The following is an 18,416-nucleotide window of genomic DNA, read 5'->3' on the forward strand; positions in this document are numbered from 1 at the left end:
ATATGCGTATTGATTTGACAGGGAAAATGGCTCTGGTCACTGGGGGTACGGGCCAGCTCGGTCGGGTAATGATTTCTACACTCGCGGAGTGCGGAGCTGATATCGTCATTCATTACCGGAGTAATGCGGAGAAAGCGAATCAGCTGCTTCAGGAGGTTCTGCAGACCGGAAGAAAAGCAATGATCGTTCAAGGAGATATGACGAGCCAGGAATCCGTGATGCAGATGAAGGAGCAGATTCAAGCCAGTCTGGGCAGGCTTCCAGATATTACGGTTGCCAATGCTGTCGAGCAGTACGCCTGGACCTCGGTTCTAGAGCAGGATCCCCGTGATTATCAGAGTCAGTTCGACAGCTGTGTGATGCAGAGCGTTTATCTTGCCAAAGCCTTTGTTCCTTCCATGGCCGAGAGAGGTTACGGAAGGTTTATCGGGATCAATACGGAATGCTCCATGCAGAATTTCCCGAACCAATCAGCGTACACCGCTGGAAAAAGAGGGATGGACGGCGTCTATCGCGTACTGGCGAAGGAGGTCGGGGAGCAGGGGATTACGGTCAATCAGGTCGCCCCGGGATGGACGGTCAGTGACCGGGATCGGGATCAAGGGACAGAGCATAACGCCTCTTATGAGCAGCAGGTTCCCCTGCGGCGCCGGGGTACGGATCAGGAAATTGCCAATATGGTGGCTTTTCTTGCATCAGATCTGGCTTCTTTTACGACAGGCGCGTACATACCCGTCTGCGGCGGTAACGTCATGCCGGCCATTTAGTCATTCCAAGGAGGCGTCCTGAACCTTTTTTCATCTCGGCTTAAATGTGATAGAATAGTCATATTCGCACTTGAACATGAACTAACTTACTTGAGCCGGAGGGTACCATGGAGCTTATTAATTTATCAGAAGTACAGCAGATGCTGAACAAGCTGCAGGATCAGGAGCTTTACGTCCATCTGGAGCTGACTACAGGTGCATATGCTGCGCATGTGGACAGCTCCCGACATCCTGCGGCTAATTTTATAACCAATGCCAAGGTGTGCTATTCCAGTGGAAAAATTTCTGGAGCAGGACCCTACCGGGTTGGCTTGAAGACCGAAGAGGGCTGGGTTTACGCGGAAGGACTCACGCACTTTGAGGAGAGCGATACAGAACGCCTGATTTTGGCAGGCCATGATAGTCAGGGCAAACTGGTCGTTGCATTGCAGCTCAGCCAGGAGCCTTTTTAAGGAACAGGAGATGAACGACATGATGACAAAAAGGGTCCTGGTTGTATTTCCGCACCCGGACGATGAAGCCTTCGGCACTTCCGGGACATTGGCGAAGCTGATTCACGAGGGCTGGCAGGTCACCTATGCCTGTCTTACGCTTGGCGAAATGGGCCGGAACATGGGGGTGCCTCCCTTTGCCAATCGGATTACGCTTCCGGCCATTCGTAAGCTGGAGCTGGAGGAATCCTGCAAGGCGATCGGAATACAGGATGTAAGAATGCTGGGCTTCCATGACAAGATGGTGGAATTTGAAGAGCCGGAAGTGATCGACGGTGAAATGAAGAAGCTTCTGGATGAGGTAAAGCCATCGCTGGTGATTACCTTCTATCCCGGATACAGCGTTCATCCGGATCATGATTCTACAGGGGCTTCTGTTATCCGGACGATTCAGAGACTGCCGAAGGATGAGCGCCCCGAGGTGCATTGCCTTGCATTCTCCAACGGCTGTCGGGATTACATTGGAGAGCCTGATGTATATCAGGATGTTGAGGAATATATAGATCAGAAGATCCAATCGATTACAGCACATCGTTCGCAGTTTCAAGCCCCGGAGCTCGTGGGCGACAAGAAGCTGTCCCGAGAAGATATGGTTCTGCGATTTGGTGTGGAAAGCTTTTGGACCTACCCTTTTGAAGGGTAATCTAACAGATTTAAATTCATAGAGAAAGCGGGAGCGGTATGGGTCGCAAATGGAATAATATTAAGGAAAAGAAAGCCTCCAAGGATGCAAATACGAGCCGGATTTATGCGAAATTCGGCGTAGAAATTTATGTGGCTGCAAAGAAGGGTGAGCCGGACCCGGAGTCGAACCGAGCGCTGAAGGTCGTTCTGGAGCGGGCCAAAACCTATAACGTGCCTAAAGCCATTATTGATCGGGCATTGGATAAAGCAAAGGGCAGCGGCGAAGAAACGTACACAGAGCTTCGTTATGAGGGCTTCGGTCCCAACGGCGCTATGGTCATTGTCGATACGCTGACGAATAACGTGAACCGGACGGCATCAGATGTCCGCTCTGCATTTAACAAGAATGGCGGCAATATGGGCGTCAGCGGATCGGTAGCTTATATGTTCGACTCCACGGCCGTGTTTGGTATGACCGGTAAATCGCTGGATGAGGTGTTCGAGCTTATGATGGAGGCCGACATCGAAGTGCGTGACATCGTGGAAGAGGATGATGTCGTCATTATTTACGCAGAGCCGGATCAGTATCACGAGGTCCAGGAGGCGCTGAAGCAAGCCGGTGTTACTGAATTCACGGTTGCTGAATTGAGCATGCTGCCTCAAACCTATGTCAGCCTGCCCGAGGATTCCATTCCACAATTCGAGAAGCTGATCGATGCGCTTGAGGATCTGGAGGATGTGCAGCAGGTATACCACAACGTGGAGTATGACGAGGAGTAATCATGAACTCACTTTTTGTGTAGAACAATTATACAAAGAATAGGAGTCAGTTGCCTTAATAGTTGCGGGATGACTCTAAAATACGTATGATAGAACTATAATTCAGCACGGAGATGTAACTGGCGTAGCATGGGAAACCATGGGGGAGCATCATCGTGGATATCGCCGTACGCCTGGGCAGAGGTAAGGAGTGTCTTTCTCCTTGCCTCTTTTTTGTAATTTCGGTTCTGCCGGATCATTTCGACAAAGCGAGGAGATTACCATGTTAAAGACCCGCAAAATGATGCTGCTTGGCTCTGGGGAGCTGGGCAAAGAGGTTATTCTGGAGGCACAGCGTTTAGGTATTGAGACGGTGGCGGTAGACCGTTATGGCCATGCACCTGCCATGCAGGTGGCTCATCGGCACTATGTGATTGATATGATGGATGCGTCCCGGCTGCGTCAGATCATTGAGGAAGAGAAGCCGGATTTGATCGTTCCGGAGATTGAGGCCCTGGCCACCCACGAGCTGGAAAAGCTGGAGGCGGAAGGACACCGCGTGATTCCGACGGCGCGTGCAGCAAGGCTGACCATGGACCGTGAAGGCATTCGGCGTCTGGCTGCCGAGAAGCTGGGTCTGCCTACGGCAGGGTATCAGTTTGCCGACACATACGAAGAATTCGATGCTGCGGTCAAGTCAACCGGCTATCCTTGCGTGATCAAGCCGCTCATGAGCTCTTCAGGTAAAGGACAAAGTGTATGCCGCCGTGAAGAAGACATTCAGTCCTGCTGGAATATGGCGATGGAAGGCGGCCGTGTGCAGAACGGAAGAGTCATTATTGAGGAATTTATCCCGTTTGAATCTGAGATTACACTGTTAACCGTTCGCTCGGTCAGTGGAACCAGCTTCTGTCCACCAATTGGACATATTCAGGAAAGCGGCGATTATATTGAATCCTGGCAGCCTCATGCCATGAGTGAAGACCAGCTTGCCGAGGCCAAAAGAATTGCTCAGGCTATCACTGATGAGCTTGGCGGTTACGGCTTATTTGGGGTCGAGCTGTTTCTAGCCAAGGACCGGGTTTACTTCAGTGAAGTTTCCCCACGGCCTCATGATACTGGACTTGTGACCCTGGTTACCCAGAATCTATCAGAGTTTGCACTTCATGTCCGGGCGATTCTGGGCTACCCGATCCCTGAGATTGAGCTGATTACGCCTGGCGCCAGTCGGCCGCTGAAGGCTGCGGCCGAGCTGGAGAACTATGAAGTGACTGGCGTCGAGAAGGCCCTTGCTGTCCCTCGTACCCAGGTTCGGATCTTCGGTAAGCCGGTGACCAAGATCGGTCGCCGGATGGCGGTCGCATTGTCTGCAGCGGACAGTGTAGAGCAGGCCAGAACTCACGCCAAGCAGGCCTTGGATGCTATGCAAATTGTACCTTCTGAATGATAAAGCCAAACAAGCGTGCGATCTCATCATGAGGCAGCACGCTTGTTTTGTTGATAAACCCCTTCAGGTATTTCATACCTTCATCAAGTGATTTAATTCACAACACGGAGAATCTATGGTATATTGTTTCCATTCCTACAAATTACGGCTTGCACAATGATCAGGGACAAAAGGAGTGGGGTTATGAGGTACACATTGAATGCTTTTGGTAAAGTGCTTGCGGCTTTTTTGACACCGGCCATGGTCTCGTTCTTCTTTACGCTTCAAAGATCCTTTGAGATCCAGCCAAGTCATGAGGTTAGCTCATCCACCGGTTATATATTTGCAGCCGGTTACGTCTTCTTTCTTCCGTTCACTCTATTATTCCTTCTGCCATTATCGCTTCTAGCAGATATGACCATTGCGAGAATTCTTCATACCTTACGTCAAAAACAAAGGCATTTCATCACAATTATTGTATCCCTATTCGTGTACGGCGCGTTAGGTATGCTTGGTGGATGGTTGGGAGGATTAATGATTCAGCATTGGTTCCAAATGTCGATGACGATCCTGCTTGCGATTCTTTTCTGGGGGCTTCAGACTGTCATAAGTATGGCTTTAATCTTCTTTGTTCGTAGAAAATAAAGATCTGTGGCGAGGTTTTAACCATTTAGACAAGAACTTTTTACCAAAGTGTGCGTTTAATACTAGGGAGCTGGAAAAATAAAACGAGAAACTTAAGGGAGCACAGGTATGAATTTGAAAAAGTTAACGATATTCGCTTTGCTGGTCGTCGTACAGGCTGCTGCAGTTCTTCCTGCAGGAGCTGAGTCTGTAAGTACGGGACCCGTACCCGGCACAGTGACCGGCGAAGTCTATGAAGCACCGCAAAGTGAGAAGAACGGACAGCTAGAAGTTATTCAAGGAGAAGTGGAAAAAGTAGAAGCGGACAAGGACGTTGTACCAGGGCAAGGTACAGAAGAAGCAGAAGAAGGGGCTGGAAACAGTCTGGAATCGGAGCCAGCGCCAACGCCGGTGTCCATGAACGAACTCATTTTTTATTATAATAGTACAAAGCTTGAGCTAGGCGGACAGGTGTATCAAGCGCCGCAGCCATTGCTGGTCAATAAAGGTATTTCTTATGTTCCGATCCGGACGCTGGTTGACCGTGTTGGTTTCAAGCTCCGCTATGAAGCCAAGACGAAGGAAACCGTGATTCTGAAGGGGGATACCGAGCTGCGCTTCAAGACAGACAGCGCCAGCTACACGGTGAATGATGTTGTAAAGTCAATGAAAGGGGCATCGTATCAGACCAAAGGAACCTTCATGGTTCCGCTGACGTCCATAACACAAGCGCTCAATCTGAAGTACCAAGTGGATAACATTGGCAAGCGCATCATTATGAATCTGGAGCAGAAGCCTGTAGCAGCATTTACAATAGGACCGAAGGAGATTTATGCGGGTGAGACGCTAGTAACCTACAGCACGCAAGCCACGTCTCCTACAGGGCTTCCGATCGTGAATGAGCGCTGGGAGGGGCGGCAGGACGTGTTTAGCCAGCCTGGAGATTACGTGGTAACGTATTATGTTCAGGATGCCAGTGGAGCCTGGAGTGAACCAGCCACTCAGACGGTAAAGGTTCTGAAGCCGAATCAGCCTCCAGTGGCCGCATTTACAACCGATAAAGCAGAATATAAAATGGGCGAGTGGATTACATACACTGACCAGAGCTACGATGATGAAGGCATCAAGTCTGTGCAATGGGACAATAATGCGTATGCTTTTTTCACACCGGGCCCCAAGACGATTAATCTGACCGTGACTGACCAGCAAGGGGTAAGCACAACGGCGACCCGAATCATCAACATTACAGGTGAAACGCTGTATGCAGAGGATGATTTCAATAAGCTGTTTATTCCGGCCGGAGAGAAGTTTACGTTTAATGGATCTGAAGTGACAGGCCGTGACCGAATTCTCTATAAGTATTTGGACGAGCCAAGCACCTTGATCCGCAGCAACAGCCCCGAAACCGTGAATGAGCTCGGCAATGTCTATCGCGAGACGGCCTCCGGGGACATGCGTTTCATGATTCATCATGTAAACAACGTAAATAAAAATGTCAAAATGTATGTGGTTGCTACGAACAATAATGCATCTCCAGCTGTGATAAACACAGAAAATCTGGGCTTTGCCGGACCGACCTATATTGCCACGGCAGCCGGGAAGAAATCTGTATTGTACTACTTTGAATCGATGCAGAATGGCTCCAAGCAGTCTGCGATCACGCTGGCGCCAGGGGAAAGCCGACTGGTCATGACCGAGCTTAGCCAGACGCGGATGAAGCAGGGTGATGTTATTTCGCTCTTTGCAGATCTTTACAGTGACCTTCCGATTCAGTTTGACGTCATCATGATTGATGAGAAGGCTGAACCGCTGAAGGTGTGGAAGGAGCTTCCACTGCTTGATAAAGACGGCGTGCATAATCGCGGAACGTACCCGAACTCGACCCGAATCATTCAACATTTCGAAGAAGTGGGCGCCAAGCCAGAGCGTTTGCTGCTGGGAGATGATGGAGACGATCCGAATTTAATGGGCACCGATCCTATGTACAACAGTCCTACCTCCAACGCAGGCAATTTTGGAGTTCTTTACAAGATTCGTCTGGAACGAGTGGCACCTAATACGTTGATCTCATTCAATCCCCGCGGCGGAAAGTATTCGGGATATGCTATGGTCAATGGGTTAATCACCGCCATTTATTCGAATGGACAAGTCAGCGCTCCAAATGAGCAGGCTGTTTTGTACCGTACTGGCGACTACGAGCAAAGTGTTGAGATCATGTTAACTGCTGCTCCGGGAAGCAACCTTCCCGTCAACCTGCTCTTTACCCCCATGCCTGCTAAGAAATAAGGCTGAGAAGAACTCATATTCGTTATCCATCAAGCTGGTCTGAGGCGTAAGCCTTTCGATCAGCTTTTTTCATGGGAAGGACTCTATTATCGTATCTATTTATACAATTACAACATGTGAAAAATTCAAAATAATAAAGCATTAGATATTCGTCACAACGGAGGCTCGAACCCCGCCAAGGGGGCACATAACAACGGCAAAATATCAGGAGCACAACCCAAACACCGTTCTCCTCAGAGCCGGCACGAGATCCCAAGGCTCTGCAAAAGAACGGTGGATTGAAGGTACGTGGAGATCAGCATCACTGCTCCAAATACCGGTATAGCGTTGATTTACTGATGCCGGTCTCATCTTTGATCTGGGCAAGCGAGTATGTTTTGCTCTGATACATTTCAATCGCGCGCTGTACATTCTGATCCGGCTTACGCGGCCGACCGGGGGCATTGCCTTTTTCCTTCGCCTGCAGCAATCCTTGCCGCGTATTCTCGCTCATGGCATCGCTTTGGAATTGCACCAAATGCTTGGCAATGGTCTGGAACGGGTACGCTAAGGCAGGATCAGTCTCAATTCCTTCTTGAAGGGATAATAAGACCGCCTGCTTCTGCTCCAGCATCTCTAATAGCTCTACCAGGTGCCGGGTTGAATCGGCCCAGACGAACAGCTTTGTTACGATGACGGTGTCGCCCGGCTGCAGCTGCTCCATCATCCGCTCCAACTCAGTGCGTCTCTTGGGTGCGGCATGCTCCTCCTGATAGATATGCTGACAGCCATGGTCCGTTAACTGCTTTGTCTGGCATTCACACTCGGGGTCTTCATAAAAAGGTCGCATATATCCAATAATCATAACCAGGCTCCTTACTGCAAAACACGGTATATCCTTCATGAAAAATAAAAGCCCCAAAAAGGTTCCATTTCGGGACTAGCGGTGATAAACTGTTGGTTGTGAACAGGCTGAATACGATGTAATCATATCCTATATCAATCGTAAAAGCCAATATATTGGATGAGGTGGAATACAAGTGTCCGAAAGATTAAGAAATGAATGGTTCGGCAATGTGAGGGGAGATCTGCTCTCCGGCATCGTAGTTGCGCTCGCGCTCATCCCGGAAGCCATTGCTTTTTCCTTAATTGCGAATGTGGATCCGATGGTGGGGCTGTATGCTTCGTTTATCATCGCTGTCATCATATCCTTTGCAGGCGGCCGTCCGGGAATGATATCCGCAGCTACGGGTGCGATGGCATTAGTGATCGCTTCACTCGTGAAAGACCATGGCCTGAACTATTTGCTCGCCGCTACAATCCTGACAGGGATTATTCAGTTTCTTCTTGGCTACTTCAAGGTAGCCAGGCTAATGAAGTTCATCCCACGAGCAGTCATGATTGGCTTCGTCAACGCCCTGGCGATTCTGATATTCATGGCTCAGGTACCGTATTTCTGGAATATCTCGATGATGACGTATTTATTTGTCGGCTTGACGCTGCTGATTGTGTACGTGCTGCCACGTTTCTTCAAAGCGATCCCGGCACCACTTATCGCAATCGTCCTGCTCTCGGTGATCGCGGTGATGTCTGGTGCTAACCTGGGAACCGTCGGCGATTTGGGACATATCGACCGGTCGCTTCCTGCCTTTTTGTTTCCCGATGTTCCGTTAAATCTGGAGACGCTGCAGATTATTTTCCCTTATGCGATTGCCTTGTCGATCGTGGGGCTGCTGGAGTCTTTGCTGACCGCTCAAATCGTAGATGATATGACGGATACAGGCAGTAACAAGAACCGGGAAGCCCGGGGACAGGGAATTGCAAACTTTGTAACAGGTTTCTTTGGCGGCATGGCCGGCTGTGCAATGATTGGCCAATCGGTCATTAATGTGAAGTCCGGCGGACGAGGAAGGCTGTCTACTTTTGTGGCAGGTGCATTCCTGATGTTCCTGATCCTCGTGCTCGGCAATTATGTGGTTCAGATCCCGATGCCGGTTCTTGCCGGAATCATGATCATGGTATCCATCGGCACCTTTGACTGGTCTTCCTTTAAATATGTTGTGAAGGCCCCGCGCGGCGATGCCGCAGTCATGCTGGTCACTGTTATTATTGTCGTTGCCACCCATGACCTGTCCAAAGGCGTTATTGCCGGGGTCATTCTGAGTGCCGTTCTGTTCGTTTCCAAAATCTCGCGCATCAAGGTTACGGAATCGAAGCAGCAACACAGTACGATTTTTCAGGTGGAGGGTCAGCTGTTCTTTGCATCCGTTGACAGCTTTGTTCATAAGTTTGACTTGACTGCACAGAATCAGAATATTGTCATTGATTTCTCCAACGCCCATGTGTGGGATGACTCCGCAGTGGGAGCCATTGACCGGGTAGTCATCAAATACAAAGAGAACGACAATAAAGTGACTGTCAAAGGCCTCAATTCAGCAAGTCAAAAAATCGTAGATAAGCTGGCGGTATACAAAGATCCTCAAGCAGCAAACCGAAGTGCACATTAATGGACCAAGGAGTGATATTCCATGTATGAACGTATTGTACTGGCTGCTGACGGATCACAGAATTCGTTACGAGCGGCGAAGGAAGCCGGCAAGCTGGCTAAAGCTTCGGCTAACGCTACCGTGGAGGTTGTACTGGTCGCTGACTTCGACAAGGCCAAAAGCGAAATACTTCATGCCCAGAGCCATGTAGAGGTAGAGCAGCTTCGCCGGAAGAAGCTAGCAAGCGTGGAGGAGTGGCTTCAGCAGGAAGAGATCACGTACAAGGTGAAGGTGCTCCATGGTGAGCCGGGGCCTGCCATTGTAGATTATGTCAACAAAGAAAAAGCCAGCCTGGTCGTGATTGGCAGCCGTGGCCTCAATGCTCTTCAGGAGATGGTCCTTGGCAGCGTTAGTCATAAGGTAGTTAAGCGGGCTCAATGTCCGGTACTGATTGTTAAATAAGGACAGATAAGCATGTAAAGACCTTTTTCCTGGATGAGAGGAAAAGGGTCTTTTTCTACATCGCTTTACCATGTTACTTTAATAAAATGTCCGCTTGTAACATGAATCACAAAGGTTTAGAATGTGAATAGAAGTACATTGTAGAATATTGTAGAAAAAGAGAGGAGAGTATTACCATTCGCTGGCTACATACGTTAAGTGCAAAATTTATTCTCGTGATGGCCGTCGCACTGTTATTGGTTATGTTTCTCTTTGTCATGAGGCAATGGGATCGAATGGAGAAGGATGTGGAGCAGCAGCTGCTGGATAAGGGAAGTGCGCTTGCCAAATCTTTAGCGCAGACGCTTCAGTCTTTAACGGAGGATGATCTTAGAAATGGAGTCACGTTAAGCAACGGGCAAGCGTATACCGGACAGGAGTTGAGAACTCGGCTCTTCAATGATCAGCTGTCTGTACTCCCTGAAAGTGAAGAAGCTGCCCGCAAAAGAATGGAGAATGAGCCGGATGCCATGAACAAGCTTCAGTTGCTGCATGACGGGAGTGAGATTCCGCTGTGGCAATATGAGCTAAAGTATAGTAGTGAATATGATGCTTATACTGATGACAAATGGCAGTCTGTTATTGACAGCTTCCTTGTAGACAGCTCGGTTGTGTTTGCAATTCCGGCTGCGTATTCGGATAATCCGGAGGCGGCCGGCTATATAGCGACTCACAACACGACATATTCTCCAACCGGCGAGCTTTCATTAGATCCCTGGGGAGATACCGGATTACTCAGTCAGAAATACCGGGCTAATCGGGTATTTAACGACAAGACCGGCTATGCTGCGGCGGCAAACACAGATACATCCCAGGTGCTGCTGCAGAAATACCCTCGGGTCATTGACGGCAGAGTGGTGGAGACCTGGGATATCTCTTATCCGCTCTACATTGATGGCGAGCACTGGGGTGGGGTCCGGGTAGCACTTTCAAAGGATGCCTCTGACCTTATGGCTGCCAAGCAGAAGCAAAGCGTGCTCCTGCAATTCAGTGTGCTGTTCGTCATGGTTTTGGTGCTCATTTACATATTAAACCGTTATATTATCGGGAAAAAGCTGCAGCAGCTGCTGTTCGCTGCCCAAAATTTAAATTCCGGCCAGGCGGATCTGACATATCGAATCCGCGTGAAGGGACAGGACGAGCTTGCCGGGCTGGCTAATGAAATTAATCGCTTTATTCATCATCTGGAGCAGCTAATGACACGGGTCAAGCAAAGCACACAGCAGCTGAATGCCAGCTCGTTGCAGCTGCACCAGTCCGCTCTAGAAACGAGTGAGGTTACGGAGTCTCTATCGAAATCTCTCAATGACACCGTGAAGGGCACTCAGAATCAGTCTCAGGCTCTGCGTGAAAGTGCCCGGGCGATGGAGGAGCTGGCTGAATCCGTGACAAAAGTGGCTGAAGCTGCGGGAACGGTAAACCAGGCGGCGCTGTTCATGAATCAAGGGGCCAAGCAAGGGGGACGTTCTCTGAAAGCCGCAGTAGGGCAAATGAACGAAGTCAATCAGGCGGCACAGCTTGCCCAGGAAGCGATCTTGAAGCTCAATGAGCACTCCGCGCATATTGGTGAAATGGCCTCGGTTGTGCAGGGTGTAGCTTCTCAGACCCAGATGCTTGCGCTGAATGCCAGTATTGAGGCCGCGAGAGCGGGAGAACACGGACGGGGCTTTGCCGTCGTCGCTTCGGAAATCCGCAAGCTGTCGGAGCAGTCGAGAACCTCCGCAGAGCAGATTACCGCGCTGATTACCGACATTCAGGATTCGGTAGAGCAAACGGCTTCATCGATTCAAAGCAACTCTCACGAGATTGAAGTCGGCGTGAATATGATGCAGAAGACCAGCCTGATTTTTGAAGAGCTGATAGAATCGGCTGGTGCAGTATCCTCTCAAATTTCCGAAATCTCTCAAGCTGCAGAGCAAATGTCGGCAGGAACCGAGGAGATCAGTGCCGCACTGGAAGAGGTTTCGCAGATCGCTTTGAAATCTTCTGAAAGCGGCAAGGATATGAAGCAGGAAGCCGCCAAGCAGTCGGCAGCCGTCGAGCAGACTATGCAGCAGGCCGATCACGTGAAGCGAATCGCAGAAGAGCTGGATGACAGCTCCTCTCAATTTGTATTAGATCGTAATGCGTAGTCTAAAATGAATAGTTAAACAGGCCCTGTCGCTTATGACAGGGCCTGTTTATACTCCACCTACATAAAGTCAAAAAAGTAGCGTGTGAAATGCAGAAAGACGGGAGAGGTATAAGCCAGGCTATCGACGCGGCTCAGGTAGCTTTTCTTCAACGCTTCAAAGCGTTCATCATCGCCAATGAGCAAATCACGCTTTAATACAGAGACGGTTAGGCTGCCAAAGAATCCGCCAAGGCTGATCAGCATCCCGGATATGACACCGAACTTAAGATCAAAGGGCGTCAGGTATGGAGTCAGGAATACAGCCGCGGCGGCTGTAGCCAGAAAGCTACAGACAAAGCCCTCCCAGGTCAGCAGCGGATTGGCAGTCGGTACAATCCGGCGTTTGCCCAGATAAATGGAGGAGATCTCGTGAACCACATCATTGAGCTGCGTCAGGATGACCAGAAACAGAACCAGGCCGGCCCCGTATTGCGGGGTGGCTACCTGGAAATAAGCCAGATGGCTCAGGCCGAACACCATCAGCATCAGCCCCCATTGGGTCGAGCTGACACTGCGCAGGAAACCGAGCGTACCCTTGTTGATCAAACGGGGAAGAGGCAGAAACAGAAACACATAGACCGGGATAAACACAATAAACATGCCATACCAGCCTATATAGATCCAATAAAATTGAACCGGGATCGATAGATACGCCCACAGAAAAATCCGCCGATCATGCTTTCGAGTGCGGATCATGGAGAAATATTCTTTTAAAGCGAAGAACGACAAGGCCATCAGAGAAAGCAGGGAAACCACCGGATTTAATAGCGCGGCCAGACAGAAGACAAAGAACATGCCCCACCAGGTATTAATACGATGACCGATACGAGAGTAATCACGGTCCGGCTGGAGCCGACCGAGAATAAGAAACAGAATATGTACGAGCAAAAGGCCTGCCAGGATTACAATTAAAGTAGAAGCGCTGCTGTTCAACACCATCACCAACTTGTCTATGAAATGATTTCAAGAATAGAATCCTATGTTATTATGAAGCAATAGTTGTTCAATGATAAGGGGTAATTTACTATGGCTTCACCATCATCGGTCTATATTATGCTCAGTAATACAGGGACCTTGTTCACACAGCTCATTCAAAGCTATACGAGAGCACCTTATAACCACGCATCCATTTCATTTAACCGTGAATTATCAGAAATGTACAGCTTTGGACGTAAGCATCCGCGAAATCCGCTGCACGGCGGGTTCGTCAAGGAGGACGTTGCGACAGGCACCTTCAGTAAATTCCCGGATACTACCTGTGTCATTTATGAGCTAAAGGTCAGTGAGCGGGAAATTGAGAAAATGAAGCGTGTCCTGCACATCTTCATCCGCAGCCAGAAGAAGTTTCTCTACAATATATTAGGTGTCATCGGCATTGCTCTTCAGGAACCGGTTGAATTCAGCAACTCTTACTTCTGCTCTCAGTTTGTAGCCGAAATCTTGCAGCGCTCGGGCATCAAGCTGTGGGACAAGCTGCCGGCTTTGGTGACACCGGACGATTTTCGAAAATGCAGCCAACTGACGCTCATTTACGAGGGCAAGCTCTGCCATTATGAACCTTGATAATAGGAGCTGAACAAGGTGTACAAAGGCGGCGTCGCCAAAAAAGCAGGGATTCAGAACAAGGGCGGCAAGACGAAATACAAGCCGTTTGTATCTGCAGCATTATATGAAGCGAATGACAAGAAGGACCGTGACAAAGACGGGATTGCTTGCGAGAAATAATAGGGCCTAGCGTAAACTGCAACGGGGAGCCTTTAGGCTGACACGGTGCAGTTTTTTTCATGTTTGACAGAGACATGGGAAAGCGTAGACAATGTTGTCAGACAGCAGCATGGAAAGGAGCACGATCTCTATGGAAATGAGAAACCTAAGCATGGATGAGTTTGAGGACAGCATCTCTTTGTCGGAGTATGCTTTTCAGTACACATTAACTAAAGAGCAGAAGGATAAGAAACGAGAGCTGTTCCGGCCAGAACAGTTCTGGGGATGCTTTGAGGAGGGGAAGCTGCAGGCGAAGTTGACCATCTTGCCCTTTCAGATTTATTTGCACAACCAGAAGTTCAGCATGGGCGGCATTGCCGGTGTAGCTACCTGGCCGGAGAATCGGCGCAAAGGACATGTCGCTAAGCTGCTCAAGCATGCCCTTCAGCATATGAGAGCAGAAGGACAGGCCATTTCGTTTCTTCACCCGTTCTCCATTCCTTTTTACCGCAAATTTGGCTGGGAGGTATATACGGATACCTTAACCTACAAGCTTCAGATGCATCAGCTTCCCCCCAAGTCCTCCGTTCCGGGGCGGATTGTTCGCGGAGCTGCAGATATAAATCTGCTAAGCTCTCTCTATGAGGCATTTGCTGAACGCTACAACGGTACACTGGTGCGCACAACCGAGTGGTGGAAGCATTCCGTGCTTAAAGACCAAGCCCATACCGCCGTTTACTATGCAGAGGACGGTGAGCCGCAGGGATATATTTTTTACGAGCTGAAGGATAAAGAGCTGATATGCAGCGAGTTCGTGTTCTTACATGAACAGGCTCGAAGCGCTCTATGGACGTATATCTCCAACCATGACGCTCGGATTGAAGAAGTGACTCTGACTATGGTGCCGGGAGATGATCGGCTGCCGTTCATGCTGCCTGATCCCCGAATTCATCAGGAGCGTTTTCCTTATTTCATGGCGAGGATTGTGGATGTAGAGGCTTTTCTGAGATCATATCCGCTGCATCATATTACCGGCCAAGGATGGACACTTCACATCTCTGATGAGGCAGCGCTCTGGAACGATGGAGTGTGGAACATTCAAAGCAATGCTGACACCGGAATCATCGTTCAGAAGGTCGAAGAAGCCGTCAAGGGTTCAAGTCCTGACCAGCTTCATCTGGACATTGGAGCACTAACCGCCCTGCTGCTGGGCTATGTAAAGCCTGCGGAGCTGGTTCGCTCCGGCAGACTGCAGGGCGATGAGACGGCCTTGCAGCGGCTGGAGGCTTCCATTCCGGTCCGCCCGCCGATGCTGATGGACTTTTTTTAAAGAATGATACTTAGAACGCTGCAGAAAGGAAGTCAACGTCATGTGGATGTATATCGTCGTCATTTCATTAATCGTCATCGGTCTGATCGCCACGCTGTGGGTCGGAATGTCGCAGGAGAACAGCAAATCCAATCCGAAGTATGAGAAAAAGACGAAAGCGAACATCATCATGCTGAGTGTAATTTATGGGCTCTCCATTGTTGCCTTTGTCGCGATCTGGATGATTTTTGATTAAGCGTATGACTGATAAAAACCGCGCCCTGCGCGGTTTTTGTGCTAGATCAGGTCGCTTCAACCTTGAAGCGCTTTCCTGTGCACATTCCAAACCATAACGTGAAACTGGATGGTTGGGTTTACTTTGTGATATACTTGTTTTTAAATTTAAGGGAGGGAGGTCGTGTCATTGGGAAGGCGATTCTGTTTGCATGTAAGCTGGCTAATATAAATCTAAGTGGTATGGGTCATTGCAGGGAGCTTTGGAAGTCTCAGCAGTACGATCTCCCGAAGCGGACGTAAGCAGCGTTACAAGTAACAATCAACTCATTAAGAACTATACCGGAGGTGAATCCCTCTTTACGAGGGGATGGATTGGACATCCTTACGATTATCAACTTAATCATTCTTGCACTTTTGCTTCTGTTAACGGCGTTTTTTGTGGCGTCTGAATTTGCGGTTGTCAAGATTCGTGCGTCCAGGCTGGATCAGCTCATTGAAGAAGGAAACAAGAAGGCCGTTCTTGCCAAAAAAGTGACAAGTGATCTGGACTATTACTTATCAGCGTGTCAGCTGGGCATCACCGTAACCGCGCTGGGACTCGGCGCACTCGGTAAACCGGCGGTAGAGCGAATTATGCTTCCTGTATTTGAAGCGCTGAATATGAGCGAAGCCAACTCTTCTGTAGCGTCTTATGCCATTGCTTTTATACTCGTTACGTTCCTGCATGTGGTGGTCGGTGAAATGGCGCCAAAGACGCTCGCGATTCAATTCTCTGAGAAGCTGTCTTTGCTGCTGTCCCCGCCGCTCTATTGGTTTGGTAAGATCATGTATCCGTTTATCTGGGCACTCAATGGCGCGTCCCGAGTTATTCTTCGCGGGTTCGGCGTCAAGCCGGCCGGTCATGAGCAGGTGTATTCCGAGGAAGAGGTCAAAATCATTATGACCCAGAGCTATCAGGCCGGTGAAATTGAGGAAACGAAGCTGGCTTACATGGAAAATGTATTTTCTTTTGATGAGCGGGTGACCAAGGACATCATGATTCCGCGTACGGAAATGATCTCTCTCGATAAATCCATGTCGCAGCAAGAAATTATCGAGGTTTTGGATGAATTCAAATACTCTCGCTATCCGATCTCCGAAGAAGGAGATAAGGACCGGATCATCGGGATGGTCAATGTTAAGAAAATGCTGCCATTTATTGTTTCGGGCAAAAATCCGAAGCTGTCTGATTTCATCCGCGACCTGCCAATGGTATTCGAATCCACCCGAATTCAGGATGCGATGCTGAAAATGCAGCAGGAGAAGGTGCACATGGCCCTCGTTATCGACGAATACGGCGGAACGGCAGGCATCCTGACGATGGAGGACATCCTGGAGGAAATCGTCGGGGAGATCCGGGATGAATTCGACGAGGATGAAATTGAGGATATCGTGCAGTCTGGCGAGAACCAGTATTTGATTCAGGGCAGAGTGCTGCTGGACGATCTGGAGAAGCAGTTCGGCTTGGTATTTGAAGAGGATGAAATTATGGATACCCTTGGCGGCTGGATTCAGTACCGTAAAGGGGAAACGGTAGAGCCTGGTGATGTCATTGAACAGCATAATATCATCTGGACCGTCATGGAGACCGAAAATTATCAAATCAAGCAAGTGATGATGAAGCTGCCGGAGCCGGGGACTGAGTAAACGCTGACTGGGCCGACGGCCAGACTTATATCCTAACTTGTATTTTAACGGAGGTGAACCCTCTCCACTAGAGGGAAATGATTGGACGGGACAATAGCCTTAAACTTATTTTTGGTGGCCGTATTTATTGGTCTTACAGCGTTCTTTGTAGGGGCTGAATTCGCGATCCTGAAGGTTCGCATGACTCGAATTGATCAATTGATTGCCGAAGGCAACAAGAAGGCGCTCACAGCAAAAAAGGTGACGCAGGATCTGGATTACTACCTGTCAGCTTGTCAGCTGGGGATTACGATTACTGCTCTCGTGCTCGGTGCCTTGGGTGAGCCAACCGTTGAGAGAATGCTGCACCCGTTGTTCGAACGCTTTGAGGTACCGGAAGCATTATCCACAGTGCTCTCTTATGCGATCGCACTCTCGGTCATTACGTTTCTGCATGTCGTCATCGGGGAACTGGCTCCCAAAACGCTGGCGATTCAATATGCCGAACGCATGACCTTGCTGCTCGCGCCGCCGCTGTACGGATTCGGAAAGCTGATGTATCCGTTTATCTATGCCTTAAATGGCTCGGCGCAGCTGCTGCTGAAGCTGTTCGGTGTCAAGCCGGCCGGTCATGATACCGCTCACTCGGAGGAGGAGATCCGGCTGATTGTCACGCAAAGCTATGAGGGCGGCGAGATCAACCAAACGGAGCTGGATTATCTCAAAAATATTTTTTCCTTCGATGAGCGGAAGGTTCAGGATATTATGATTCCGAAATCGAGAATCGTGACCGTGCCTGAGAATGCATCGGTTGAAGAGATTTTGCAGAGCCTGGACAGCTACGTTTACACCCGCTATCCGGTGGAGGATTCCGGGCAGCCTGGTCACTACAAGGGAGTGATCAACACGAAAGAGATTCTGACACATCTGGCGGCGGGAAGAGCGTTTGTGATGAATGAGTTCATCTACGATATGCCGGAGTATCCGGAGGATGCTCTGATTCAGGACATCCTGAGCACCATGCAGAAGGATCGGATTCATATGGCGGCGGTTGTTGACAGTCGCGGAGCCACGATTGGCATGGTTACAATGGAGGATATTCTGGAGGAAATCGTCGGTGACATTCAGGATGAGGTCGGTATGAATCCGAAGCCTCCGCTGCGTCCAGTAGTCAAGAAAATGCGCGAGGAGTTACCGCGCACCGTAAGATAACAGCTGTTACAGAGCTGAAGCTTAGGATTACAAGCCGCTGACTTGTTCAGCGGTTTTTTTTCGCGTTCTGGTGCAAAATAAGCTTAGTGTGCAGTGGCATATGTCAATAAGTTGACAGTAAATGTTAGATACAGGGTCGAAGTGGGTAACTAATTAAATAGTTGTTTACATAG

At 49.4% G+C, this 18,416-nt stretch carries 17 protein-coding genes, 1 pseudogene and 1 riboswitch; of the genes and pseudogenes, 16 read left to right on the plus strand and 2 right to left on the minus strand.

Going from position 1 to position 18,416, the window contains the following annotated elements; all coding sequences use genetic code 11:
* The first annotated feature begins 2 nt into the window (after window positions 1–2).
* The 7 genes from JJQ72_RS02480 (at window position 3) to JJQ72_RS02510 (ending at window position 6,977) form a co-directional block, all read left to right on the plus strand.
* A complete protein-coding gene (locus JJQ72_RS02480) occupies window positions 3–767 on the plus strand; it encodes an SDR family NAD(P)-dependent oxidoreductase (protein WP_208202656.1) in 765 nt (254 codons plus the stop codon).
* Window positions 768–874: 107 nt separating this feature from the next.
* Window positions 875–1,219, plus strand: a complete 345-nt coding sequence (locus JJQ72_RS02485; RefSeq protein WP_138225908.1) for a YojF family protein — start codon at window positions 875–877, stop codon at window positions 1,217–1,219.
* A 22-nt stretch (window positions 1,220–1,241) separates the two neighbouring features.
* Entirely contained in the window at window positions 1,242–1,901 is a 660-nt protein-coding gene (gene bshB2 / locus JJQ72_RS02490) for a bacillithiol biosynthesis deacetylase BshB2 (protein ID WP_208202854.1), read from the plus strand.
* Window positions 1,902–1,939: 38 nt separating this feature from the next.
* Window positions 1,940–2,662 (plus strand): YebC/PmpR family DNA-binding transcriptional regulator, encoded by a 723-nt coding sequence (locus tag JJQ72_RS02495; protein ID WP_138225907.1) that lies wholly within the window; start codon window positions 1,940–1,942, stop codon window positions 2,660–2,662.
* Window positions 2,663–2,767: 105 nt separating this feature from the next.
* Window positions 2,768–2,848, plus strand: a riboswitch (ZMP/ZTP riboswitch).
* Window positions 2,849–2,924: 76 nt separating this feature from the next.
* Window positions 2,925–4,088, plus strand: a complete 1,164-nt coding sequence (gene purT, locus JJQ72_RS02500) for a formate-dependent phosphoribosylglycinamide formyltransferase (RefSeq protein WP_208202657.1) — start codon at window positions 2,925–2,927, stop codon at window positions 4,086–4,088.
* 183 nt (window positions 4,089–4,271) lie between these two features.
* A complete protein-coding gene (locus tag JJQ72_RS02505) occupies window positions 4,272–4,712 on the plus strand; it encodes a hypothetical protein (protein ID WP_208202658.1) in 441 nt (146 codons plus the stop codon).
* Window positions 4,713–4,820: 108 nt separating this feature from the next.
* On the plus strand, window positions 4,821–6,977 hold the full coding sequence (locus JJQ72_RS02510) for a stalk domain-containing protein (RefSeq protein WP_208202659.1): 2,157 nt from the start codon (window positions 4,821–4,823) through the stop codon (window positions 6,975–6,977).
* Between the two features lie 301 nt (window positions 6,978–7,278).
* Here JJQ72_RS02510 and JJQ72_RS02515 read toward each other — a convergent pair whose 3' ends face one another.
* Complete coding sequence (locus JJQ72_RS02515; protein ID WP_138225903.1) at window positions 7,279–7,821, minus strand: recombinase family protein; 543 nt, start codon at window positions 7,819–7,821, stop codon at window positions 7,279–7,281.
* Between the two features lie 175 nt (window positions 7,822–7,996).
* Here JJQ72_RS02515 and JJQ72_RS02520 point away from each other — a divergent pair, with 175 nt between their 5' ends.
* The 3 genes from JJQ72_RS02520 to JJQ72_RS02530 all read left to right on the plus strand — a co-directional run bounded on the left by JJQ72_RS02520 (window position 7,997) and on the right by JJQ72_RS02530 (window position 12,075).
* A complete protein-coding gene (locus JJQ72_RS02520; protein ID WP_138225902.1) occupies window positions 7,997–9,463 on the plus strand; it encodes a SulP family inorganic anion transporter in 1,467 nt (488 codons plus the stop codon).
* Between the two features lie 21 nt (window positions 9,464–9,484).
* Complete coding sequence (locus JJQ72_RS02525) at window positions 9,485–9,904, plus strand: universal stress protein (RefSeq protein ID WP_138225901.1); 420 nt, start codon at window positions 9,485–9,487, stop codon at window positions 9,902–9,904.
* Window positions 9,905–10,179: 275 nt separating this feature from the next.
* Window positions 10,180–12,075 carry a methyl-accepting chemotaxis protein gene (locus tag JJQ72_RS02530; protein WP_208202660.1) on the plus strand — a complete coding sequence of 632 codons (1,896 nt, stop codon included), beginning with the start codon at window positions 10,180–10,182 and terminating at the stop codon, window positions 12,073–12,075.
* Between the two features lie 59 nt (window positions 12,076–12,134).
* Here JJQ72_RS02530 and JJQ72_RS02535 read toward each other — a convergent pair whose 3' ends face one another.
* Window positions 12,135–13,049, minus strand: coding sequence for a phosphatidate cytidylyltransferase (locus JJQ72_RS02535; protein ID WP_208202661.1), 915 nt, complete (start codon window positions 13,047–13,049; stop codon window positions 12,135–12,137).
* 93 nt (window positions 13,050–13,142) lie between these two features.
* Here JJQ72_RS02535 and JJQ72_RS02540 point away from each other — a divergent pair, with 93 nt between their 5' ends.
* The 6 genes and pseudogenes from JJQ72_RS02540 (at window position 13,143) to JJQ72_RS02565 (ending at window position 18,243) form a co-directional block, all read left to right on the plus strand.
* Window positions 13,143–13,679 carry a hypothetical protein gene (locus JJQ72_RS02540; RefSeq protein WP_208202662.1) on the plus strand — a complete coding sequence of 179 codons (537 nt, stop codon included), beginning with the start codon at window positions 13,143–13,145 and terminating at the stop codon, window positions 13,677–13,679.
* Window positions 13,680–13,685: 6 nt separating this feature from the next.
* Window positions 13,686–13,841, plus strand: a pseudogene (locus tag JJQ72_RS02545) (excalibur calcium-binding domain-containing protein); the annotation flags it as partial.
* Window positions 13,842–13,971: 130 nt separating this feature from the next.
* The gene (locus JJQ72_RS02550) at window positions 13,972–15,150 is read left to right on the plus strand and encodes a GNAT family N-acetyltransferase (RefSeq protein WP_208202663.1); all 1,179 of its coding nucleotides are present in this window, start codon (window positions 13,972–13,974) and stop codon (window positions 15,148–15,150) included.
* A 40-nt stretch (window positions 15,151–15,190) separates the two neighbouring features.
* Window positions 15,191–15,385, plus strand: a complete 195-nt coding sequence (locus JJQ72_RS02555) for a hypothetical protein (protein WP_138225896.1) — start codon at window positions 15,191–15,193, stop codon at window positions 15,383–15,385.
* A gap of 353 nt (window positions 15,386–15,738) precedes the next feature.
* Complete coding sequence (locus tag JJQ72_RS02560) at window positions 15,739–17,052, plus strand: hemolysin family protein (protein ID WP_138225895.1); 1,314 nt, start codon at window positions 15,739–15,741, stop codon at window positions 17,050–17,052.
* A gap of 81 nt (window positions 17,053–17,133) precedes the next feature.
* Window positions 17,134–18,243, plus strand: coding sequence for a hemolysin family protein (locus JJQ72_RS02565; RefSeq protein ID WP_208202664.1), 1,110 nt, complete (start codon window positions 17,134–17,136; stop codon window positions 18,241–18,243).
* Window positions 18,244–18,416: the final 173 nt, after the last annotated feature.

The organism is Paenibacillus sp. F411, from assembly GCF_017582705.1.
GTDB classification, from domain to species: Bacteria; Bacillota; Bacilli; order Paenibacillales; family Paenibacillaceae; genus Paenibacillus_AQ; species Paenibacillus_AQ algicola.